Origin of the sequence: Brachybacterium sp. AOP42-C2-15 (genome assembly GCF_052377065.1) — a bacterium.
Lineage (GTDB): Bacteria > Actinomycetota > Actinomycetes > Actinomycetales > Dermabacteraceae > Brachybacterium.
Genome location: NZ_JBQSWK010000010.1, coordinates 71,027 through 92,344 on the forward strand (window position 1 = coordinate 71,027; position 21,318 = coordinate 92,344).

A 21,318-nucleotide genomic window follows, 5' to 3' on the forward strand; every position below is an offset into this window, starting at 1 on the left:
CATGGCCAAGGAACGCCCCCGCGCCCGCCCCGTCGGCGCCTTCACGCGCGGGCGCACGGTGCGCATCCGTGTGCTCACAGCGATGATGGCGTTCATGACCGTGGGCCTCGCCGTCACCGGGGTGCTCACCTATGCGGCGCAGTTCCGTGCGCTCGAGACGCGTGTCAATGCTGAGCTCTGGCAGGAGCACAGCGAGCTCGGCCTGATCGCCGAGAGCGTGAACGAGGACGGCAGCCGCGTCCACACCACGGTGGACAGCGTGCTGCTCCATGCGACCGATTCCGCGGCGCCGTCGAACTATGAATCCGTGATCACCTTCCTGGATGGGAAGCCTCTCTATCAGCCCCGGGAGCAGGATTTCGCGCTGCTGCCGAGCGAGTCCGCGGAGTCCCCGCAGGTGCTCGAGCAGCTGCTGGCTGCGCACAGGCCGGGCTCTTCGGTGATCGTCTCGATGGAGGCCCGCGGCAGGGAGCTGCAGGTCCTGATCGTCTCCGTGAGCGTCGAGGGAGATGACTCCGAGGGGATCTTCGTGGTCGCCAACGACATCGGTGCCCAGCGCCGCGACCTGTGGCAGAGCGTCCTCACCTTCGCCGGGCTCGCGGTGATCACGCTGCTGGTCGCGGGGTGGGTGGGCTATGTGGTCACGGGGCGCCTGCTGCGGCCGCTGGAGGACCTCCGTGCGGCCACCGAGCAGATCACGGTCGACGATCTGGAGTATCGGGTGCCGGTCCCCGAGGAGCAGGATGAGATCGGGGCGCTCGCGCAGAACTTCAACCGCATGCTGGGCCGCATCCAGGCAGGTTTCGCCGAGCAGCGCCGCTTCATGAGCGACGTCGGCCATGAGCTGCGCACCCCGCTGACCATCGTGCGCGGCACCCTGGAGACCACCGACGTCGAGGATGCCGACGATGTGCGCGAGTCCCGCGATATCGCGCTCGAGGAGCTGGACCGGATGGGGCGGGTCGTGGGTGACCTCTCCGAGCTCGCCGCCTCGGCGCGCCCCGACTACGTGCGGCTGAAGTCCCTGGACCTGGCCGGCTTCGCCCGTTCCGCCTTCGCCCGGATCGAGCACATCGCGGAACGCGAATGGATCCTCGAGCACACTGTCGACGTGGTGGCCGACGCCGACGAGCAGCGCCTCGCGCAGGCGGTGGTGCAGCTGGCCGCGAACGCCGTGCGCTACAGCGACGAGGGCAGCCGGATCCGGTTCGGAGTGGACCGCGTGCTGGGACCGGAGGGCCCCGAGATCCACGTGACCGTGCAGGACGAGGGTATCGGCATCAGCTCCGAGGACCAGCGACGCATCTTCGAACGATTCACGCGGGTCGACGGCAGCCGGGGATCGGGTTCGGGGCTCGGCCTGCCGATCGTGCTCGCGATCGCCGAGGGTCACGGCGGGGTGGTGCGCCTGCTCTCGAAGCCGGGCCAGGGGTCGACGTTCACCATCGTGTTCCCGCAGTTCGCGGACGGGCCATCGGCGGACGAACGGACCCAGGATGGCACCACCGGGGATACTGACAGGCGGGTGCGGACATCCGCCGCCGACGACACCACAGCATCGAGGAGGGACAGGGGATGAGGATCCTCATCGCCGAGGACGAAGCGCGCATCGCCCGGTTCATGGAACGCGGGCTCAAGGCCAACGGCTTCGCCTCGACCGTGGTGGAGGACGGCATCTCCGCCCTCGACCTCGGCTCCAGCGGCGACTTCGATCTGCTGATCCTGGATGTGGGCCTGCCGCGGATGGACGGCTTCCAGGTCCTCAAGGCGCTGCGCGCGATGGACGTGCAGATCCCGATCCTGATGGTCACGGCGCGCACCGGGGTGGATGACACGGTGCAGGGCCTCGAGGGCGGGGCGAACGACTACATCGCCAAGCCGTTCCGCTTCGAGGAGCTGCTGGCCCGGGTCAAGCTCCGCGCCCGCGAGGCCACCGCTGGTTCGGGCGCCGTCAGCGCGGACGTCCTCCAGCTGGGGGACCTGTCGCTGGACCTGCGCACCCGGATCGCGAGCAGCACGACCGGCGGCCAGCCGCGCTCGGTGGAGCTGTCCTCCCGCGAGTTCACGATGGCCCGTGTGTTCCTCGAGAACCCGAACCAGGTCCTCACCCGGGACCTGCTGCTGTCCAAGGTGTGGGGCTACGACTACGACGGCGCCTCGAACGTGGTCGACGTCTATGTGGGCTACCTGCGCGGCAAGCTCGGCGCGGCCCGCCTGGTGACGGTGCGCGGCGCTGGCTACAAGATCGTCGATCCTGAGGCCTGAGCTGTGTCACCGCAGGCCACTACGTTCATGAGAGGACTCTCATCTCGCCTTCACGAGCACCTCATCGGCGGCGGCGAACATGCTTGACATGAAGATTCTGCGGACCCTCGGGATCATCGTGGTGGTCGCGCTCGCGGTGATCGGTCTCGCCGTGCTGCCCTCGATGGATGACGCCCCGCAGGCGCGGGCCGGGATCTCGGTCGGAGAGACTTCGGTCGCGGGCGGTGCGGAGGCCCCGGCGTCGGAGAGCGCGGCGCAGCCTGCGAGTGAAGGGGCGCAGCCTGCAGGAAAATCTGTCGCTCTGCCCGCGCCCACCGCCTCCGAACAGCCGGTGCGCGGTATCCACTCCGACACCGGGGTGGGCACGATGGAGCCCGTGGCGTCCCCTGCGCCCGCGCCCGCTCCGAAGCCGCGCTCCGCGGGCTCGTCCTCCAGCTCATCCAGCGGGTCCGGCAGCTCCGGCAGCTCCGGCAGCTCTTCCTCGGGGTCGAACAGCTCCTCCTCCGGCAGCAGCAAGAGCGCCCCCTCCCGCCCTTCTGGCGTCTGCGAGTGGGACGACGGCGAGCTGGAGTGCGAGGACGACGACGACTCCGACGATGATGACGACGACGACTGACCGCCCCCACCCCGGCTGACCGTTTCCAGATCGGCTGACCGCGCCCGCCGCTCCAGGCCCTCCGGGCCGCTTCAGGCGGGGATGCCGAGGCGGGCGAAGGCGCTGCGGAAGATGGTCAGCCCGTCCAGACCCGGCAGCTTCTGGATCCGCTTGTCGAGCTTGTCCAGCTCCGAGGACTTGCCGCCGAAGAGATGGTTCATCACGTGCACCACCTCGGATTCGTCCATCATGCCGCTGCCCACCGGCTTCCAGACCCGGCTCATCACCAGGCGCACGATTTTCTGCGCCGCCTGCGAGGCCTCGAGCCGCTCCCTGCCCTGGGTGGTGTAGAAGGCGACGTGGCGGGTCTCCTGCTGGGCGATGCGCTTCAGCAGAGGGGACAGGGCCGGATGGTCGGTCAGTGCGGAGAGCCGACGGTAGGCGGCCACGGCCGAGAGCTCGTTGGCCGCGCCCCACACCATGTGCACGGCGACGAAGTCGGTCCCGGCGAGGTTGGTGAGCACGGACTGCTTGAGCGGTCCGAGCGCTCCCATCCAGCCCAGCTTCACGCGCTTGGCCTTGATCTCGTCGTAGTCGACGATGATCCCGTGCCGTGCCAGCACCATCGAGAGCGCCTCCCCGTGCCAGAACTCCTCACGATTCCACATCGTCATGAAGCCGCCGGCGTCCTCCTCGCGGTGGGAGGGCGTGACCAGCAGATCGCGCAGGAAGCAGGAGGTGTGGTACTCGACGTCGCACATATAGCGCAGCGAGCGCAGGGTCTGCGCATCCAGCGGCTGGGTGTCGAAGGTGTCGAAGTCGAGGTCCTCGTACTTCACGGGGATCGAGGTCTGGGCGAACTGATCGAGGTCGAAAGCCATGTCACACTCCGGTGCTGGGCAGAGAGCTGAGGTAGGGGTCCGGGAGATCGGGGCCGGGCAGGAGCCTGGTGATCTCGAACCGGGCGCGCCGCAGGGCAGCGCGATCGCGAGGGTCCGCGCCGAGCACGGCGAGGGCGGGGCGCAGGTCAGGATCGATGAGCCCGCCGCCGTCGAGCGGCGAGCCGAACGAGAGCAGCGCCCGGGCCGTGATGGCCTCACCGCGAGAGCGGGTGAGGCGGGCGATCGCCTCGGCGACGAAGAAGTCGACAGCGGCCTGATGCCGCTCGGCGACCATATCGAGGACGCGTCGCGCCTCCCCGGAGGTCCGGCGCGAGACCGCCACCAGGGCCGCCTGCAGGGACGCCTCCTGGATCGCCATGCGCGCCATATGGCCGGCGGGCAGGGCCTCGCCGGCCGTCACGTTCCACACCGGAGTCAGCAGCGGTTGGACCCGATCCACATGGAGACGGCGCAGCGCGGCCAGTGGATGTGGGTGGTGCCGGGCCCGGGGACGGTCGGTGGCGTGGTCCCCGGTGAGCAGATCGCGCAGGGCACGGGACTGCCAGAAGCGGTCCACCAGCCAGGTGGCCAGGAAGGCGGTGATCCGGGCCTCGTTGCCGGTGGTGGTCGCGAGCATCGCCCGCGACTCCCCGAGCGCCGAGGACTCCAGGCGCTGCAGCACCCCGAGGGCAAGGCGCAGGTCCTCGCCGAGCGGCTCCTCGGTCGCTTGCAGCGCGGTGTCCACCTCGAGCCGTGCGGTGCCCCTGCGCACATATGCGGCGACGTCGAAGTCCGTGTGCAGCACCGGGACGATGGTCTCGTCGAAGTGGAGATGCCCCGTGAAGCGTCCCTCGCGGGCAGGGCGTGCACGGGCGTCATGGGGATCCTGCACCTGGGAGTGAGGGGTCGAGGCCGCCGTGCCCCCTGTCAGGTCGACAACCACCTTCTACCTCTTCTCGTCGGTCGCGGCCTCGAGGGCCCCGGTCATTGTACGGAGGAGACCTGGCTGTGGGCTGATGCATGGACGCTTGGTAGGTTTCGGTCTGTGATCACTTCTGGCGCCTCCTCGCTCCCGGGCCCCGGTGGTGACGAGGTCGGCAGCGGCCTGCCAGATCTCGGCCGGTTCCGGGCCGCACTGCGACCTGCCGAGCTGCCGCTGCCGCACCCGGGAGACGTCCGGGAGGCCGCGCACCGGGCGAGCGACCTTCTCCATGCCGAGCACCCCCGTGACGCCCGCCGCCTGGTGGGGGAGTTCCGCCGGGTTCCCGCCGCTCCTGCGGACCGCTTCCATCTGCTGCGGATGGCGCTGCATGGAGCTCTGATGAGCGCTGACCCGTCCCGGATCAGGGATGACACCGCGGATCTGGTCTCCCTGCTGCACCGCCAGGGCTACTTCGAGCAGGCGGCGGCGATGCTGACCGTCCTGCTCGAGCGGGAGCCCGCGCTGTCGGGACCCAGCGCACTCAGCCGGGCGGCGCTCGAGACCGCACCCACCTCCCGTGGTCGTCGGCGAGGGCAGGCCCCGCAGGCGTCGGCCGAGATGCTGGTGGTGATGCGCGCCTTCGCGCGCTCCTCGCTGCCCGGACCGCGGGACGTCGCGCCGGATCCGCGACGGGATGCGGCCAGGCTGCGAGCGGCGCTGTCTGCGCTCCCCGCAGTACGGGAACGGCTGCTGGTCGACCCGGAGCTGGAACTGCGGCTGCACCTCGCCCAGGCGCTCGAGGGCATGGGCGACCTCCCGGGTGCGACCACCGCCGCGCTGGACCTCCTGGAGCTGAGCGAGCTGGCGGAGGTCGAGGCCGACGGGCCGCGCGCTGACCCTGCCCGCACCGTCATCGGCGCGCATGCGGTGCTGGCACGCACCCTCGGCATCGAGCATCCGCTGCAGGCGGTGCACCATGCGCTGGAGGCGCTCGAGGCCCTGCACGAGATCGAGGACCCGCCGCTGCGGATCGGGCTGATCACCGCGCTGCTGCGGGCCCTGATGGCCGCCGGCGCCGCCGCGCATGCCTCGTTCACCGCGGGCAGGCTGGTCTCCCTCCAGCGCACCCTCGGTCGCGAGGAGCTGCGCGTCGAGCCGCTGCTCGCCGTGGCCGCACAGCGGGTCCAGGCGGAGCGCTATGAGGCCGCCTGGGTGCCTCTCGAGCAGGCGCGCACCATCGCGCGAGGGCAGCGTGACCAGCACGGGCTGCTCGAGGCCGCCCGATTGGGCGCCAGCATCCATGAGCGGCAGGGCGAGCAGGCCGCGTCGCTGCGTGAGCTGCGCACGCTGGCCACTGCTGCCCGTCGCCTCGCTGACGACCTCAGCACCCCGGCCGCGGCACGCAGCGAGCTGATCCGCACCGAGCTCGAGGCCAGCGCCCTGGTGCTGCGGCGGGCGCTCGACCTTGAAAAGCTCGAGCCGGTCATCGCGGCGGCACGCGCGGTCGAGCGCCGCACCCGTCCGGACGGCGGCCGCCCGGTGCTGCCCACGGAGCTGCTCTGGGATCATCGGGTCGATGCCCGGGTGGGCCTGTTCATCGCCACCGGCGACGCCCTGGCACGTGGCGTGACGGGCGTGGAGGAGCGGGACTGCGAGCAGCGGCGCCGCGAGGCGATGCAGGCGATCGACGAGATGCCCCCGGGCCACGATGCCCGCGCCCGCTACTGGGCGACGTACCTCGATGACCGCCACGCCCACCTGCTCGCCGCGCGGGGGGAGCAGGCGCAGGCGCGCCGAGCGGCCCGTCGCGCCCGCGAGGGCTGGGCCCAGCTCGGCAGGGACGAGGACGTCACCCGGCTCGACGCGCTGCAGGAGCAGCTGGCGGGGGAGTGAGGGGCCCGCCGGCGCCTCAGCAGCCGGTGCCTCAGCAGCTGGCGCCTCAGCTGCTGGCGCCCCGCGTGCGGGTGCCTCAGCTGCCGTCGGCCGCCAGCATCGTGGTGCGCAGCACCTCGATCACCGCCGCCGGATCTGTCGCCGGATTCACGAACGCGAGCCGCAGCGCGACCTCCCCCTGGAAGGCGGTGGGCACGCACAGGAGCGTCCCCTCTTTCGCTAGCCGCTGCGACCAGCGGCGATAGTCGGCCGGCGTCCATCCGGGCCGACGGAACACCACCACCGACAGCTCCGGCTCGAGCAGCAGCTCGAGATGCTCCGTCTCCCCGATCGCGCGCGCCACGGTGCGGGAGGCCGCCAGGCAGCGCTCGACCGCGGCGGAGTACGCGTCGGTGCCATGGGTGGCGAGCGAATACCACAGCGGCAGCCCGCGGGTGCGGCGCGAGAGGTGCGCCGCGAGATCGGCGGGGTTGGACTCGCCGCGGTCGATCGAATCGAGATAGGCGGCGTGCTGGGAGTGCGCCGCCGCAGCCGGGCGCGGGTCCCGGTACAGCAGGGCGCAGCAGTCGTAGGGGGCGAACAGCCATTTGTGGGGGTCCACGATGAAGGAGTCGGCCTGCTCGATCCCCGCGAAGCGCTCCCGGGCGCTCGGCGCCGCCAGGGCTGCCCCGCCGTAGGCGCCGTCCACGTGCACCCAGGCGCCGTGGCGATGGGCCGCCTCGATCACGGAGGCGAGGTCGTCCACGATGCCCGCGTTGGTGGTCCCCGCCGAGGCGACCACCGCGCAGATCCGGGGGTCGGCCTCGAGCGCGCGCTCGAGCGCGTCGCCGGTGAGATGCCCGCGATCATCGACCGGCACGGAGATCAGGTCCATGTCCAGCAGCCGCGCGGCCGAGGAGATCGAGGAGTGCGCGGTCGAGGCGCAGGCCAGGGCCCAGCCTCCCTCCGGCCGGCGTCCGCGCCTCCGCAGTGCGTGGTCGCGGGCGGTCGCGAGCGCGGAGAGGTTTCCGTGGGTGCCGCCGGCGACGAACACCCCGGCGGATTCGGCGGGCCAGCCCAGCAGATCGGCGAGCCACCGCAGCACCTGGTTCTCGGCGAAGATCGCGCCCGCGCCGTTCTCCCAGATCCCCCCGAAGACGTTCGCGGCGGAGACCACGGAGTCGAAGGCGACCGCGGCCCGGGTGGGTGCGGCCGGGATGTAGGCGAGGTTCATCGGATCCTCGGCAGAGCGGGTCGCGGGCAGCAGCACCTGGTCGAACAGCTCCATCGCCCGCTCGGCACCGATGCCGCCCTCGGTGATGGTCTCGCCGACGTCCTCCTGCAATGCGGAGGCGCTGCGGGCGGTGGTCTTGGGATCGGTGGCGACCGTGGTGTGTGCGGCGGCCCACTGCAGCGCGATGCTCACCGCTTCGCGCTCATCCCCCCAGACCTCCGAATGCGCGCGATGGCTCTGCAGGGCGTCGGCGGCCCGGGTGAAGGCCGACTGCTCCGACTGGTCCACCTGCCCTGGCTGCTCCACCTGTTCCGACTGCTCTGTCGGCTCCGTCGGCTCCGTCTGCTCCGCGGCGGTGGGGGAGGACGGAATATCTGCGGTTTTCTCGATCACGCCCAGCATGCTCCCACGCCGGACCCTCCCGCCGGAGCGGAACCGGACCGCTCCGTGCCCTGACAGCTCCGGCTCCCCTGCCGTACCGTGGAGGCAGCCCCGGAAGGAGCTCGGCTGAGCAGCAGCGACGTCGAGGACCATGTCCACGGCCCGGAAGAGACCATCGCGGTCCGCGACAACCCAGCCATCGGACGCTACGAGGCGGTGCGCGGCGGCGAGGTCGTGGGCATCATGATCTATGAGCGGACCCGTCACCGGATCGAGCTGATCCACACCGTCACCGACCCCGCGCACAGGGGCGAAGGGGTGGCCTCCGTGCTCGTGCGCACCACGCTCGCCGAGGCCAGGGCGATCTCGTTGCCTGTCCTGGTGATCTGCCCCTTCATCGAGAGCTGGCTGCAGCGCCATCCCGAGCAGGCCGACGGCGTCATCGTCGAGGACTGATCCCGGCCCCGGTGCTGGCCCCGGCCCCGGCCTCGGTGCCGGCCCACCCCATCTCCACTCTTCTAGCCACCAGAAGTCCCCTCGCCACCAGGTGTCCCCTCGCCACCAGAAATCTGTCTCTGGTGAGCTTTGAACGGCTGGGGAGCGTTCAACCGTCACCAGCGACAGAGAAGTGGTGGCGGGCTGACTGGCTGACTGGCTGACTGGCTGACTGGCGGGCTGGCGGGCTGGCGAGTTGACGGGGTGGCTGGCTGGCTGGCGAGTTGACGGGGTGGCGGGTTGGCTCGCAGCGGGGACCGGTGACTGAGAGCAGGGGTACGCGCGGTCCGACAGGGGTGAGCCATGGAGTGCGGCGGAGTACCGTCGGGACATGGACGCTCTCGACCTCCTCCGTGACCTGACCTCCCGCCCCCGCGACGCCGCCGAGCGTCTGCGCCACCAGCTGAACCCGGCGACTCTCAACGCCCGACCCGGTGGACACCCCAACTCCGTGGCCTGGCTGCTCTGGCACACCGGGCGCGAGATCGATGTGCAGCTCGCCGATCTCGCCGACGGCGAGCAGGTGTGGACCGCGGACGGCTTCGACCAGCGCTTCGGCCTCGGCTCGGCCGGAGATGCTGTCGGCTACGGCCACACCCCCGCCGAGGCCCGTCGGATCCTGGTCGACGACGGCGCCGGACTGATCGACTACGTCCACGCCACGCTCGCCGCGCTGGACAGCTACCTCGACACCCTCTCGGTGGCAGCTCTCGACGACATCATCGACGAGCAGTGGGATCCGCCCGTCACCCGGGGCGCACGCCTGGTGAGTATCGTCGACGATGCCATCCAGCACCTCGCTCAGACGGCCTATGCGCTCGGGATGCCGCTGGGGGAGTGACCGCGGACCCGTCGGTACCCAGGCCAGCTCGGTGTCCGGGCCGGCTCGGTGTCCAGACCAGCTCGGTGTCCGGGCCGGCTCGGTGTCCAGACCAGCTCGGTGTCCGGGCCGGCTCGGTGTCCAGACCAGCTCGATGTCAGGACCAGCTCGGTGTCCAGACCAGCTGAACGATCAGATCAGCTCGTTCTCGATCCGCTCCAGATGGGCGCGACCCATCGCAGTGAGCGCGAAGTCCTGACGCTTCGCCCCGGTGCGGGCCACGTCGACCTTCTCGAGGCTGAGCACCCCCGACTCTGCCAGGCGCCGCAACGTGCGATAGAGACCGCGATCCGTGAGTGTCCACCCCGTGGCGTTCGCGAAGTGCGGTGCGATCCCCGTGGCCGAGATCGGACCGTGCTCGCCGACGATCCGCAGCAGCGCGAGGGTGGTCGCGGACTTCTTGTACACCTCGATCCAGGAGCGGGCCAGCTCCTCGACCCATTCGGCATCCTCCGCAGACAGGTCGGTATGCGAGGTCATGCGCGTCGCGCCTCGAAGCCGCGCTCGTGCAGCGCCGCCAGTCCGTGCGCGATCAGGCCGATCCCCCAGAACCCGGCCATGCCGAAGGTGGCGCCGAACCAGCCGGCGTTCAGAGCGAGGTGACCATCGCCCTGGATGGCAGGGGAGGCCGACGCGATCAGCACATAGGCGTGCAGCAGGTAGCCGGTATTGACGATCGCGTAGGTGAGGGCGTGGGCGACGAGGCGCCCATAGCGGACACGGCCCAGCGCCCGGCCGTAGATCACCAGGTATGTCGCATAGCCCAGCGCGATCACGAGCAGAGGAAGTGTGGTCAGCACCGTGATGCGGTGGCCCGCGAGCCCGATGATCAGGTGTGCGACCGCTGTGGCCGCAAGCGCGGCGAGGGCGTAGGGGAACAAGGTCGAGTGCGCACGGTCGGTGCGGGATGACGTCTCGGGCGGGGGAGATGCGGATGAGGTGGTCATGATGCCCTCCTGATTCCCATTGGCTGTGTACCAATGGTGCGGTGCGTATAGGCACTGTACCTCTGGTGCAGATCAAGCCGTCAAGGGTTCCGGGCGAACTCCCGTGGGCCCCTGCGTGACGAGGCATGCCTCGCCGAGGAGGCAAGTCTCACTGCCGCCGGTGGTCCGGTGGCCGCGGAACGCTCCTCCACATGGACCAGCCGTCCCCATCCGTCAGAGATCACGTCCCGACGGTCAGCCGGACTTCCTACACTGGCTCGGTGACATCTACCGAGGCCTTCGAAGCTGGACCCGACCGCGGCCTGGAGCGCACCCCGCCCCAGGACCTCCCCGCCGAGCGCGGCGTGCTGGGCGGCATGATGCTGTCCAAGGACGCGATCGCCGATGTGGTCGAAATCGTCCGCGGCAACGACTTCTACCGGCCCGCCCACGAGATGGTCTTCGAGGCGATCATCGACCTCTACGGGCGCGGTGAGCCTGCTGACCTGGTGACCGTCTCGGATGAGCTCTCCAAGCGCGGCGAGCTGGCCCGGGTGGGCGGCGGCGCCTATCTCGCCGATCTCATCGACATGGTTCCCACTGCGGCGAACGCCGGCTACTACGCCGAGATCGTGGTCGAGCGCGCCACCCTGCGCCGACTGGTCGAGGCCGGCACCCGGATCGTCCAGCTGGGCTATGCGTCCGACGGCGGCGAGGTCGAGGAGGCCATCAACGAGGCCCAGGCCCAGGTCTATGCGGTCACCGAGCGTGGTCAGAGCGAGGACTTCCTGCCGCTGGGCGAGGTGATCGATGAGACCCTCAACGCGATCGAGGCCACCCAGAACCGCGGCGGCCAGGTCACTGGCACCCCCACCGGCTTCGCCGAGATGGATGAGCTCACCCAGGGCCTGCATCCGGGTCAGCTGATCATCTTCGCCGGCCGCCCTGCGATGGGCAAGACGACCCTCGGCATGGACGTGCTGCGCTCCGCGTCGATCCACAACGGCAAGACCTCGGTGATCTTCTCCCTGGAGATGGACAAGACCGAGATCACGATGCGTCTGCTCAGCGCCGAGGCCCAGGTGCCGATGAACCGCATGCGCGATGGCTCGATGGATGACCGCGACTGGCAGTCGATGGCCCGCGCGATGAGCCGCATCGCCGACGCCCCGCTGTTCATGGACGACTCGGCGAATATGTCGCTGATGGAGATCCGTGCGAAGTGCCGGCGGCTCAAGCAGAAGCATGACCTCTCGCTCGTGGTCATCGACTACCTGCAGCTGATGAGCTCGGGGAAGAAGGTCGAGTCCCGCCAGCAGGAGGTCTCGGAGTTCTCCCGCGCCCTGAAGCTCCTGGCCAAGGAGATCCAGGTTCCGGTCATCGCGATCTCGCAGCTGAACCGTGGCAGCGAGCAGCGCACCGACAAGACCCCGATGATGAGCGACCTGCGCGAATCCGGCTCGATCGAGCAGGACGCCGACCTCATCCTGCTGATCCACCGCGAGGACTACTACGAGAAGGAGTCCGCCCGCGCCGGCGAGGCGGACCTCATCATCGCCAAGCACCGAAACGGCGCCACCAAGACGATCCCGGTCGCCTTCGAGGGCCACTACTCCCGATTCAAGGACATGGCCCACTCCGGCGGCGGCTTCAGCGGCTGAGCCGGTCGACTCGCCGCGCCCGGTCAGGCGTCGCCGAATGGTTCGCCCGCTACGTGTTCGGCGAGCAGCGACTCGGCCTCCGTGAGATCGCTCGGCGCGACCGGGGCGTCGAGCAGCGGATGCGCGCCGCCGCGCCAGAGGCGGACGCCGCCGGTGCGCCACACTATGAGTCCCGGTGCGGACAGCGGGGCCGACGAGCGGACGAGGTGGGCGCGCCGGGCCCGCAGAGTGTCCTCCTCCGGATCCCGCAGGGGTGGCATCTCGAGGGCTCGGAGCACCGAGTCTCCTGCCGATCCGCGGTGGTCGCGCACGTGCCACGAGCGTTGGCGCAGGTCCTCGCTGAGGCCGGGCAGCTCGGGCCCGGGCAGAGCGAGCACCTTGCCGTCGCGGAGCTGCGGCGCGGTGCCCGGTCCGAACGCCCGGGAGGTCAGCTCGGCGAGACCGGCGGTCACAGCGCCGAGCGGGCCGTCGGGCGGCTCATCGAGCCATCGCAGTTCCTCCCCGGGCGCGATCGCGGCGCGGGCGAGCACCTGGTCCTGACCGTCGACGCCGGTCATCTCGAACCAGGCCTCGGCGGTGTCGGTGCTGCTTGCCCTGCCGAAGAACATCGATGGTGCCGGGGCTTCCGACGGGCCGCCGTCTGGCCAGCGGGTGAACCACCTCGAGCTGTCCCCGACCCAGCGGCGCAGCACGGCGCGCAGCTCCCCCTGGTGGCGGATGCCGAGGGCGGCCGCGCCGGGGCGCAGCAACCCGGCGGGCGCGTCCGGGGCGGTGGGCCAGGGCTCCCACACAACTTTCGCGTTCATGGAGCCTCCCTGGGATGACCCTCTCCGAGATCTGGGTCGCTGAGTTGGGACAGTCGCCCATCAGGGCGAGACCACGGGTCGCAGAAGCTGCTCTGGCAGCTCGAACCGGCCGTGAGCCCTCCCGTCGTCGACGACGTCGCGAGATATCGCTGTGGCCAGGACACTACACTCGCCCAGCTCACCAGACCGAGTATGTGCGCTGTCCCGGGCCGTTTCTCGTCGATCGCGCCGTCCGCCGATCGGTGCAGCTCGGTGCCAGCTCCGCCGCCCGCTCCACCGGCGGCGAAAGCGTTCCCGCGGGAACGTCGGGGGCGAGCGTCTCGGAGTCCGCCTTCGGCGCTGCCCAGATCCTGTCCGTGCTGCTGGTCGCCACCATGTTCGACCCCTGGGTCAAGGGCATGGCCCGTGACCGGGAGGTTGGCCGAGGCTGGCAGGTGGGGGCGATGGTCTCGTACGCGGCGAAGGTGCTGGCGCTGGTGGTGCTCCTGTTCGACATGCAGCTGATGCTGTTCCGGAACACCTGGAGCGGTGGCATGGGCACCGCCCTCGTGCTCGGGAACTACTTCGCCGTCGTTGCCAGCGCCATGTCCATCCTGCTCACCGTGCTCAACTACATGGGAGCGCTCGCACCTCGCACTGGGACGACCTCGCGCGGAGCGGACAGGGACGCGACGGACGTCGAGCCGGCGCTTGCAGGCATGCCCGTGATCATCCCGACTCCGACCGTTCCGCCGGAGCTGAGGGACGGGCTCCGACGGCGCGCTGAGCTACAGAGCAAGGACAGCTCACGCCGCGCAGCTGACCGCTCAGCCGGCCCCGCCGCGGGCCGCGTCGCGCAGATGCGTCCCCGTCAGGCTCGCCTCCGCCGCGGCGACCTGCGCCGGAGCGCCCTGCGCGATGATCCGCCCACCCTTCGCACCCGCCCCGGGGCCCATGTCGATCACGTGGTCGCACTGGGCGATCACCCGCTGGTCATGCTCGACCACGAGGACCGTCTGCCCGGCGTCCACCAACCGGTTCAGCTCGCTCACCAGCAGATCCACGTCAGCAGGATGCAGGCCCGAGGTGGGCTCGTCCAGCAGGTACACGCTGTGCCCGCGCACGGTGCGCTGCAGCTCGGTGGCCAGCTTGATCCGCTGCGCCTCGCCGCCGGAGAGCTCGGTGGCGGGCTGGCCGAGGGTGAGATACCCCAGCCCGATCGCGTGCAGCGCATCCAGCGCCCGCGAGATCCTCGGATCGGCGGCGAACACCTCGCGGGCGTGCGTCACGGACAGCCCCAGCACCTCGGCGATGTTCAGCCCCTCCCACCGGACCTCGAGGGTCTCGGGGTTGTAGCGGGTGCCTCGGCAGCGGGGGCAGGTCGCATAGGAGCCGGGCAGGAACACGAGCTCCACCTCGATGTGTCCGGTGCCGCTGCACTCGGGGCAGCGGCCCTCGGCGACGTTGTACGAGAAGCGGCCCACGCCCCAGCCGCGCGCCCGCGCTTCGGGGGTGCCGGCGAACAGCCGCCGCACCCGGTCGAACAGCCCCGTATAGGTGGCCAGGCACGAGCGCGGCGTGCGGCCGATCGGCCGCTGGGTGATGTGCACGAGCCGGTCGATGCCCTCGGCGCCGCGCACCTCGCCGTGCCCTACCCGGTCATCCGCGACGCCGGAAGCGTCGGTGGGCGCGGCGACCTCGGTTCCGTCGGCCGACGGGTCGGGCTCGTCGGCCACCGTGGTGCGCACGCGCTCGCCGAGGATCGTGCCCAGGCAGTGCGTGACCAGCGTGGACTTGCCGGCCCCGGAGACGCCTGTGACCGCGGTGAAGGACCGCAGCGGCAGGCGCAGGTCCACGTCGCGCAGGGTGCGCGTGCTCAGCCCGTCGATCTCGAGCCAGCCTCCGGGCTCGCGCACGTCGTCGGATCCTCGTAGCGCGAGCGGTGCCGGGTCGAGGTAGCGGGCGGTCACCGAGTCCTGCGCCTCGCCCAGCCCCTCGGTGACGCCCGAGTAGAGAACCTCGCCGCCGTCGGAGCCGGCGCCCGGCCCCACGTCGACGATCCAGTCCGCGTCGGCGACCAGCGCCATGTCGTGCTCGACCAGCAGCACCGAGTTCCCCTCGGCGAGGAAGGAGTCCAGCAGGTGCTGGAGCATCGCCTTCTCGCTGGGATGCAGCCCGGCCGACGGCTCGTCCAGCACGTAGGCCACGCCGAACAGGCCCGAGCGCAGCTGGGCGGCGAGTCGCAGCCGCTGCAGCTCACCGGTGGACAGGGTGCCCGCCGGGCGATCCAGGGCGAGGTGCCCGAGGCCGAGGCCCACGATCGTGCGCAGCACCGGGAGCACGGAGGGCAGCAGGATCCTCTCCGCCTCCTGCTCCGGGGTGCCCTCGCCGCGGGGCAGCGCCTCGATGCGGGAGGTCAGCGCGGCGAGGAGGTCATCCAGCGGCAGCGCGGTGAGCTGCCAGATCGGCAGACCGGCATAGGTGACGCGCAGCGCGTCCGGCCCCAGCCGATGCCCCTCGCACAGCGGGCAGGTGGAGACCTCGAAGTGGGTGAGCGCGCGCCGGCGTGAGGACTCCGCCTTCGAGGTCGCCACCGTGTCGCGCAGGTATCGCTCCACGCTGCGCCACTGCCCCTGGTAGGTGCCATGGGCCTGGCCGGGCTCGCGCACCGGTTCGACGGTCACCACCGGCTGCTCCTCGGTGTGGAGGATCCAGTCGCGGGTCTCCTCCGGCAGTTCCCGCCAGGGGAGGTGGATGTCGATCCCGAGGGTCGCGAGGATGTCGCGGAAGTTCTTGCCGAGCCACGCCCCGGGCCACGCGGCGATCGCCCCGTCATCGATCGAGACGGAGGCGTCGGGGACCATCGAGGACTCCGTGGGCTCGCGCAGGGCGCCCACGCCGTGGCAGCGCGGGCACGCGCCGTCGGGCGTGTTCGGGGAGAAGAAGTCCGAGGTCAGGCGGCCGCTGGGGAGGCCGCTGTGCTGGGCGGCATGGAGGGCGGCGCCGCGCTCGAGGACGTCGGCCGGATGGTCGCCGGCCCGCGAGTACAGCAGCCGGATCGCGTTGGAGAGGTTCGTGGTGGTGCCGACGGTGGAGCGGGTGCCGCCCGCCGTGGTGCGCTGTTCGAGAGCGACAGTGGGCGGCATCCCGGTGACCGCCTCGACCCGGGGGTCCACGGCGCTGCCGATCAGCCGGCGCGCGAACGGCGCGACCGACTCGAGGTAGCGACGCTGGGACTCCCCATGGATCGTGCCGAAGGCGAGCGAGGACTTCCCGGAGCCCGAGACGCCGGTGAACGCCACGAGCCGACCGCGCGGAAGGTCGACATCGACATCCCGCAGATTGTGCAGTCGCGCGCCGCGCACGTGCACATAGCCGTCATCGCCGCCGGTCAGGGAGAGGTCGTGAAGATCCATCCCGCCAACGTAGCAAGCGGCGGCCGTGCCCGGGGTGCGGTCATGCCCCACCGGTCATGTCCACCGGTCATCCCCAACGGTCATCCCCGCAGCAGATCCCGCAGCGCCGCCTCCGGGCTGCGCGACCCGGCCAGCAGCTCCCCCCGCCGATACCGGGTCAGCACCCGGGGGTCGATGTAGGAGCTGCGCGCGACCGCCACGGTGTTCCCGAGCGCGCTCGCCGTGGCCTGCACCGCTGCCCGCTCTGCCTGCGCACGGGCACGGCGACCGCGCACCGGCCCGATATCGGCGAGGGTCTGCGCGGCGATCACGGTGCCGTGCAGGGTGCGGAAGTCCTTCGCGGTGAAGGCGCCACCCGTGACGGCTGCGATGTGCTCGTTGACGAGGGCAGGGGTGAGTGAGCGGCGTCGGCGGCCCTCCCGCCAGCTCAGCAGGAGGGTGCGCGGGTCGCCGACGATCAGCTGCCTGATCGAGGAGGCGAGGTCCTCGTCCTCCAGCTCCAGCTGATGCTCGATCCGGTTCTTGCCGCGGAAGGCGAGCGTCACCACCGGGCCGTCGACCCGGGCGTGCCGGCGCTGCAGCGTGGTCAGGCCCCGGCTGCGCCCGCTGCGCAGGGAGGCCGTCGAACCCATCCGCACGGCCGAGAGGTCCAGCAGGCGGAAGGCGGTGGCCAGCACTCGCTCCCGGTCGAGGTCCTCGCCCCGCAGCGCCCGCGTGACCTGGGCGCGGGCCCTCGGAAGCGTCTCGGCGAGGTCGAGCGCCCGCTCGTACTTGCTGCGGCCGCGCCGGGACTGCCACTGCGGGTGATAGAGGTACTGCCGGCGCCCGGCGGCATCGGTGCCCACCACTTGGATGTGCCCCAGGGGGTCCGCGCAGATCCACACCTCGCTCCAGGCGGGCGGGATGACCAGCGCCTCGACGCGGCGCCGATCGCGGCCACTCGCGACGCGACCGTCGGGCCGGGTCAGGCGCACGGTGCCCCGCGAGGTCAGGGAGCGGGACAGGCCCGGGTCGCGCTCCGGGGACACCCGATGCAGACGCGCCATGGCTCTCCTCCCGGAACGGATGACGGGATCGTAGGACCCGCACCCAGAGCGCGGGCGAACGATCGGTCGGTGCGCGCGCGACCGGTTGCCGAGCACCTCCGAGGACAGTAGGTTCGAATCCCGACCCGATCCGGAGGCGCCCGATGGGCCATCCAGTGCACCTCGTCATCGACGGTCAGCAGCATGAGCTGATCGTGGACCCCCGCACCACCCTGCTCGATGCCCTGCGCGACCATCTCGAGAACACCTCCCCGAAGAAGGGCTGCGACCACGGCCAGTGCGGCGCCTGCACCGTGCTCATCGATGGCAGGCGCCTCAACTCCTGCCTGGCGCTGGCCGTCTCCGTCGACGGCGCGGAGGTCATCACCTCGGACGGGCTCGCACCCGACGGCGAGCTCTCCGACCTCCATCAGGCCTTCCTGGACCAGGACGCCTTACAGTGCGGCTACTGCACCCCCGGCCAGATCTGCTCCGCCGCCGGAGTGCTCCGGGAGGCGGCCGACGGGCGCCCCAGCGTGGTCACCGAGGACCCCGTAGGCGCCGATCCCGAGGACGCGAGCCCGGTGGACGCAGATCCGGGCCGCCCGGTCGAGCTCACCGAGGACGAGATCCGCGAGCGGATGAGCGGGAACCTGTGCCGCTGCGGCGCCTACGTCAACATCGTCGCTGCCGTGCAGCAGGCGGCGGGTCAGACGCCGCAGCCCGCAGCGGCGCAGCCCGCAGCGCACTGGACGGCACAGCAGGCGGCGCAGCCCGCGGCGCACCGGACGGCGCACCTGGCAGCAGGAGAGGACGCACGATGAGACCCTTCGACTACGAACGGGCGAGCGATCCCGCCGCCGCGGTCGCCGCAGTCGCTGAGCGGCCCGACGCGACCTACCTGGCCGGGGGCACGAACCTGGTGGACCACCTCAAGCTCGGGATCACTGCGCCCGAGCTGCTGGTCGACGTCGGCCGCCTGGACCTCGCGGACATCGAGGAGCTCGACGACGGCGGCCTGCGCCTGGGCGCCATGGTCCGCAACAGCGATTTCGCCGCCGATCCCCGGGTGCGCCGCGACTACCCGATGCTCTCCCGCGCCCTGCTCTCGGGCGCCTCCGGTCAGCTGCGCAACGCCGCCACCACCGGGGGGAACCTGCTCCAGCGCACCCGCTGCGTGTACTTCCAGGACGCCACCACCCCCTGCAACAAGCGCGAACCGGGCTCCGGCTGCTCCGCGATCGGCGGCTACACCCGCTATCACGCGATCCTCGGCGCCTCCGAGCACTGCATCGCGACCCACCCCTCCGACATGGCGGTAGCGCTGGCCGCGCTCGAGGCCACCGTGGTGGTGCTCGGCACCGGCGGGGAACGGCGGATCCCCCTCACCGACCTGCATCGCCTCCCGGGCGCCGAGCCCGAGCGCGACACCGTGCTCGAGCACGGCGACCTGATCACCGCCGTCGAGCTGCCGCCGCCGGTGCGCTCGGCGCGATCGACCTACCGCAAGATCCGCGATCGCGCGTCCTTCGCCTTCGCGCTGGTCTCGGTCGCGGCGGTGCTCGACCTCGAGCCGGGCGACCCCGGACCGAGCGACGCCGAGCCGGGCGATCCCGGACAGCGCGCCACGGCACCGAGGATCCGCTCCGCACGAATCGCCCTCGGCGGGGTCGCCCACGCCCCCTGGCGTGCCCGCCGCGCCGAGGAGCTCCTGGCCGGGGCGCCCGCCACCCGCGAGACGTTCCGCAGGGCCGCGGCCGCCGAGCTCGAGCAGGCCCGGCCCGTCGAGGGCAACGAGTTCAAGCTGCCCATGGCCCAGGGCGTGATGGTGAGCGTGCTCGCGCAGCTCGCAGGTCTCGCCGAGGAGCCCGAGGAGCCTGAGGAGGCCCGTGATGAGTGACCTGCTGCGTGCCTCCGCGATCGGCACCGGCCGGGTGCGGATCGACGGTCCGGACAAGGTGCGCGGCCGCGCCCCCTATGCCTACGAGCATCCCGTCGAGAACCCGCTGCACCTCTACCCGCTGTGCTCGAAGATCGCCCGCGGCCGCGTCACCGCGATCGACGCCGCCGCTGCGCTCGCCCTCGACGGGGTGGCACGGGTGCTCACTCACCAGGACGCGCCCCGCCTGGCCGATACCGAGGACGGGGAGCTGGCGATCCTCCAGGACGACCGGATCGGGTTCCACGGCCAGTACCTCGGCGCCGTCCTGGCCGAGACCCCGGAGACGGCCCGCCACGCCGCCGACCTCGTCGCGATCACGACCGAGGCCGCTCCCCACGATGCCCGCTTCCGTCCCGATCACCCGGACGTGCGGGAGCCGGAGGACGGCGCCGATGACGTCGAGACCGGGGACGTCGAGGCCGCGCTCGCCGCCGCCGAGATCGTCGTGGACCAGCGCTATTCGACACCGCTGGAGCACAACAACCCGATGGAGCCCCACACGACCATCGCGCGCTGGGACGGCGATGACCTCACCCTGTGGACCTCCACGCAGGGCGTCCATCCGGCCCGGGAGGCGCTCGCCCCGATGCTCGGCATCGGCCCCGAGCGGCTGCGGATCATCAGCCCCCATGTCGGCGGCGGCTTCGGCTCCAAGGGCGTGCCCCACGCGGACATGATGCTCACGGCCCTCGCCGCCCGCACCGTGCCCGGCCGCGCGGTGAAGTACGCGGTCTCCCGCCAGCACATGTTCGCGATCACCGGGTACCGCCCGGCCACCACGCAGCACTTCCGGATCGGAGCCCGGGCCGACGGCACCATCAGCGCCTTCTCCCTCGACGCCGTCTCCAGCTCCTCCCGCACCAAGGAGTTCCCCGAGGAGGCGATCAAGCCGTCCCGCCAGATGTATGCCGGCGCGCACCGCCACCTCACCCAGCGGGTGCTCCCGCTGGACCTCGCCGTCCCCTCCTGGATGCGCGCCCCCGGGGAGGCGCCCGGCATGGTGGGCCTGGAGATCGCGATGGACGAGCTCGCCGAGGCCTGCGGCGTGGACCCCATCGAGCTGCGCGTGCGCAATGAGCCCGAGCTCGACCCGGACACCGGCCTGCCCTTCAACCAGCGCCGCCTGATCGATTGCCTGCGCGAGGGTGCCGAGCGCTTCGGCTGGGGCGAGCGTGACCCGCGGCCCCGCGCGCGCCGGGAGGGCGAGTGGCTGATCGGCAGCGGTGTCGCCTCTGCGACCTATCCCGCCGCCCGCCAACCCGGCTCGATCGCCCGGATCCGTCACGCGGCGGGCACCTTCGAGGTGGGCATCGGCGCCGCGGATCTCGGCACCGGCACCTGGACCGCGCTGACCCAGGTCGCGGCCGACGCCCTCGAGGTGGACCCGGACCTGATCGCCCTGCAGATCGGCGACACCGCGCTGCCGAACGCGACCGTCGCGGGCGGGTCCACCGGCATGGCCAGCTGGAGCGCGGCGGTCATCGCCGCCGCGGAGACCTTCCGCCGCGAGCACGGCCAGGCGCCTGCCGAGGGCGCCGAAGCGACCGGGGAGGCGGGGGAGAACCCTGCCGAGCAGAGGTTCGCGATGCACTCCTATGGTGCCCACTTCGCACAGGTCGCCATCCAGGAGAGCACCGGAGAGATCCGCCTGGACCGCATGCTCGGAGTGTTCTCCGCCGGCCGGATCATCAACCCCCGCACCGCCCGCTCGCAGTTCCTCGGCGGGATGACCATGGGCGCGGGGATGGCGCTGCATGAGAAGGGCGAGCTCGATCCCCGCTTCGGCCACGTCGTCAACCACGATCTGGCCGAATACCACGTGCCCGTCAACGCCGACATCCGCTCCCTTGAGGTGCACTGGCTGGACGAGGAGGATCCGCAGGCCGGACCGCTCGGTGCCCGCGGCATCGGCGAGATCGGCATCGTCGGTGCCGCGGCGGCGATCGCCAACGCCGCCCACCACGCCACCGGGGTGCGGGTGCGTGACCTGCCCGTGTTCGGCAGCGCCTTCCTGCCTCGGTGAGCGCGCCCGGCCCTG

The 21,318-nt window shown here is 71.5% G+C and carries 18 protein-coding genes; 10 read left to right on the forward strand and 8 right to left on the reverse strand.

The window, feature by feature from the left end; all coding sequences use genetic code 11:
• Position 1 precedes the first annotated feature (1 nt).
• From ACT3SQ_RS07535 to ACT3SQ_RS07545, 3 genes are all read left to right on the forward strand, one after another.
• On the forward strand, positions 2–1,579 hold the full coding sequence (locus tag ACT3SQ_RS07535) for a sensor histidine kinase (protein WP_444601021.1): 1,578 nt from the start codon (positions 2–4) through the stop codon (positions 1,577–1,579).
• A complete protein-coding gene (locus ACT3SQ_RS07540) occupies positions 1,576–2,265 on the forward strand; it encodes a response regulator transcription factor (protein WP_441443935.1) in 690 nt (229 codons plus the stop codon). Before ACT3SQ_RS07535 ends, ACT3SQ_RS07540 begins: the two co-directional genes overlap by 4 nt.
• An 88-nt stretch (positions 2,266–2,353) precedes the next feature.
• Complete coding sequence (locus ACT3SQ_RS07545) at positions 2,354–2,881, forward strand: hypothetical protein (RefSeq protein WP_442332408.1); 528 nt, start codon at positions 2,354–2,356, stop codon at positions 2,879–2,881.
• A gap of 71 nt (positions 2,882–2,952) precedes the next feature.
• Here the strand turns inward: ACT3SQ_RS07545 and ACT3SQ_RS07550 are convergent, their stop codons facing one another.
• Together ACT3SQ_RS07550 and ACT3SQ_RS07555 are read right to left on the reverse strand one after the other, a co-directional pair.
• Positions 2,953–3,741, reverse strand: a complete 789-nt coding sequence (locus tag ACT3SQ_RS07550) for a ferritin-like domain-containing protein (protein ID WP_444601022.1) — start codon at positions 3,739–3,741, stop codon at positions 2,953–2,955.
• Position 3,742: 1 nt separating this feature from the next.
• A complete protein-coding gene (locus tag ACT3SQ_RS07555) occupies positions 3,743–4,684 on the reverse strand; it encodes a hypothetical protein (RefSeq protein ID WP_441443938.1) in 942 nt (313 codons plus the stop codon).
• A 102-nt stretch (positions 4,685–4,786) separates the two neighbouring features.
• On the opposite strand from ACT3SQ_RS07555, the gene ACT3SQ_RS07560 reads away from it, so the two are divergent.
• Positions 4,787–6,556 (forward strand): hypothetical protein, encoded by a 1,770-nt coding sequence (locus ACT3SQ_RS07560; protein WP_441443939.1) that lies wholly within the window; start codon positions 4,787–4,789, stop codon positions 6,554–6,556.
• Positions 6,557–6,632: 76 nt separating this feature from the next.
• Here the strand turns inward: ACT3SQ_RS07560 and ACT3SQ_RS07565 are convergent, their stop codons facing one another.
• Positions 6,633–8,075, reverse strand: a complete 1,443-nt coding sequence (locus ACT3SQ_RS07565; RefSeq protein WP_444601026.1) for a pyridoxal phosphate-dependent decarboxylase family protein — start codon at positions 8,073–8,075, stop codon at positions 6,633–6,635.
• A 174-nt stretch (positions 8,076–8,249) separates the two neighbouring features.
• Here ACT3SQ_RS07565 and ACT3SQ_RS07570 point away from each other — a divergent pair, with 174 nt between their 5' ends.
• Both ACT3SQ_RS07570 and ACT3SQ_RS07575 read left to right on the forward strand, forming a co-directional pair.
• A complete protein-coding gene (locus ACT3SQ_RS07570) occupies positions 8,250–8,606 on the forward strand; it encodes a GNAT family N-acetyltransferase (protein WP_444601023.1) in 357 nt (118 codons plus the stop codon).
• 370 nt (positions 8,607–8,976) lie between these two features.
• Entirely contained in the window at positions 8,977–9,486 is a 510-nt protein-coding gene (locus tag ACT3SQ_RS07575; RefSeq protein ID WP_441443942.1) for a mycothiol transferase, read from the forward strand.
• 171 nt (positions 9,487–9,657) lie between these two features.
• Here ACT3SQ_RS07575 and ACT3SQ_RS07580 read toward each other — a convergent pair whose 3' ends face one another.
• Both ACT3SQ_RS07580 and ACT3SQ_RS07585 read right to left on the reverse strand, forming a co-directional pair.
• On the reverse strand, positions 9,658–10,005 hold the full coding sequence (locus tag ACT3SQ_RS07580; protein WP_441443943.1) for a PadR family transcriptional regulator: 348 nt from the start codon (positions 10,003–10,005) through the stop codon (positions 9,658–9,660).
• Positions 10,002–10,472: a hypothetical protein gene (locus ACT3SQ_RS07585; RefSeq protein WP_441443944.1), complete on the reverse strand. Its 471-nt coding sequence runs from the start codon at positions 10,470–10,472 to the stop codon at positions 10,002–10,004. Before ACT3SQ_RS07585 ends, ACT3SQ_RS07580 begins: the two co-directional genes overlap by 4 nt.
• Positions 10,473–10,732: 260 nt before the next feature.
• Here ACT3SQ_RS07585 and dnaB point away from each other — a divergent pair, with 260 nt between their 5' ends.
• Complete coding sequence (gene dnaB, locus ACT3SQ_RS07590) at positions 10,733–12,112, forward strand: replicative DNA helicase (RefSeq protein ID WP_345081390.1); 1,380 nt, start codon at positions 10,733–10,735, stop codon at positions 12,110–12,112.
• A 23-nt stretch (positions 12,113–12,135) separates the two neighbouring features.
• Here dnaB and ACT3SQ_RS07595 read toward each other — a convergent pair whose 3' ends face one another.
• From ACT3SQ_RS07595 to ACT3SQ_RS07605, 3 genes are all read right to left on the reverse strand, one after another.
• Positions 12,136–12,918 (reverse strand): hypothetical protein, encoded by a 783-nt coding sequence (locus ACT3SQ_RS07595; RefSeq protein ID WP_441443945.1) that lies wholly within the window; start codon positions 12,916–12,918, stop codon positions 12,136–12,138.
• 806 nt (positions 12,919–13,724) lie between these two features.
• Entirely contained in the window at positions 13,725–16,313 is a 2,589-nt protein-coding gene (locus ACT3SQ_RS07600) for an excinuclease ABC subunit A (protein ID WP_441443946.1), read from the reverse strand.
• Positions 16,314–16,393: 80 nt separating this feature from the next.
• Complete coding sequence (locus ACT3SQ_RS07605) at positions 16,394–17,359, reverse strand: DNA topoisomerase IB (protein WP_441443947.1); 966 nt, start codon at positions 17,357–17,359, stop codon at positions 16,394–16,396.
• Between the two features lie 143 nt (positions 17,360–17,502).
• Between ACT3SQ_RS07605 and ACT3SQ_RS07610 the strand changes: the two genes are divergently transcribed.
• The 3 genes from ACT3SQ_RS07610 to ACT3SQ_RS07620 are packed head-to-tail and all read left to right on the forward strand — an operon-like array spanning position 17,503 to position 21,303.
• Positions 17,503–18,162 carry a (2Fe-2S)-binding protein gene (locus tag ACT3SQ_RS07610; protein ID WP_441443948.1) on the forward strand — a complete coding sequence of 220 codons (660 nt, stop codon included), beginning with the start codon at positions 17,503–17,505 and terminating at the stop codon, positions 18,160–18,162.
• Positions 18,159–19,238 carry an FAD binding domain-containing protein gene (locus tag ACT3SQ_RS07615; protein WP_441443949.1) on the forward strand — a complete coding sequence of 360 codons (1,080 nt, stop codon included), beginning with the start codon at positions 18,159–18,161 and terminating at the stop codon, positions 19,236–19,238. The genes ACT3SQ_RS07610 and ACT3SQ_RS07615 overlap by 4 nt, the downstream gene beginning before the upstream one ends.
• Positions 19,231–21,303, forward strand: coding sequence for a xanthine dehydrogenase family protein molybdopterin-binding subunit (locus ACT3SQ_RS07620; protein ID WP_444501854.1), 2,073 nt, complete (start codon positions 19,231–19,233; stop codon positions 21,301–21,303). The genes ACT3SQ_RS07615 and ACT3SQ_RS07620 overlap by 8 nt, the downstream gene beginning before the upstream one ends.
• Positions 21,304–21,318: the final 15 nt, after the last annotated feature.

What these genes read in the sequence shown, in the direction of transcription:
- ACT3SQ_RS07535 (WP_444601021.1), top strand. Translation starts at nt 2, where the DNA reads ATGGCCAAGGAACGCCCCCGCGCCCGCCCCGTCGGCGCCTTCACGCGC.
- ACT3SQ_RS07540 (WP_441443935.1), top strand. Translation starts at nt 1,576, where the DNA reads ATGAGGATCCTCATCGCCGAGGACGAAGCGCGCATCGCCCGGTTCATG.
- ACT3SQ_RS07545 (WP_442332408.1), top strand. Translation starts at nt 2,354, where the DNA reads ATGAAGATTCTGCGGACCCTCGGGATCATCGTGGTGGTCGCGCTCGCG.
- ACT3SQ_RS07550 (WP_444601022.1), bottom strand. Translation starts at nt 3,741, where the DNA reads ATGGCTTTCGACCTCGATCAGTTCGCCCAGACCTCGATCCCCGTGAAG.
- ACT3SQ_RS07575 (WP_441443942.1), top strand. Translation starts at nt 8,977, where the DNA reads ATGGACGCTCTCGACCTCCTCCGTGACCTGACCTCCCGCCCCCGCGAC.
- ACT3SQ_RS07580 (WP_441443943.1), bottom strand. Translation starts at nt 10,005, where the DNA reads ATGACCTCGCATACCGACCTGTCTGCGGAGGATGCCGAATGGGTCGAG.
- ACT3SQ_RS07585 (WP_441443944.1), bottom strand. Translation starts at nt 10,472, where the DNA reads ATGACCACCTCATCCGCATCTCCCCCGCCCGAGACGTCATCCCGCACC.
- ACT3SQ_RS07595 (WP_441443945.1), bottom strand. Translation starts at nt 12,918, where the DNA reads ATGAACGCGAAAGTTGTGTGGGAGCCCTGGCCCACCGCCCCGGACGCG.
- ACT3SQ_RS07600 (WP_441443946.1), bottom strand. Translation starts at nt 16,313, where the DNA reads ATGGATCTTCACGACCTCTCCCTGACCGGCGGCGATGACGGCTATGTG.
- ACT3SQ_RS07605 (WP_441443947.1), bottom strand. Translation starts at nt 17,359, where the DNA reads ATGGCGCGTCTGCATCGGGTGTCCCCGGAGCGCGACCCGGGCCTGTCC.
- ACT3SQ_RS07610 (WP_441443948.1), top strand. Translation starts at nt 17,503, where the DNA reads ATGGGCCATCCAGTGCACCTCGTCATCGACGGTCAGCAGCATGAGCTG.
- ACT3SQ_RS07615 (WP_441443949.1), top strand. Translation starts at nt 18,159, where the DNA reads ATGAGACCCTTCGACTACGAACGGGCGAGCGATCCCGCCGCCGCGGTC.
- ACT3SQ_RS07620 (WP_444501854.1), top strand. Translation starts at nt 19,231, where the DNA reads ATGAGTGACCTGCTGCGTGCCTCCGCGATCGGCACCGGCCGGGTGCGG.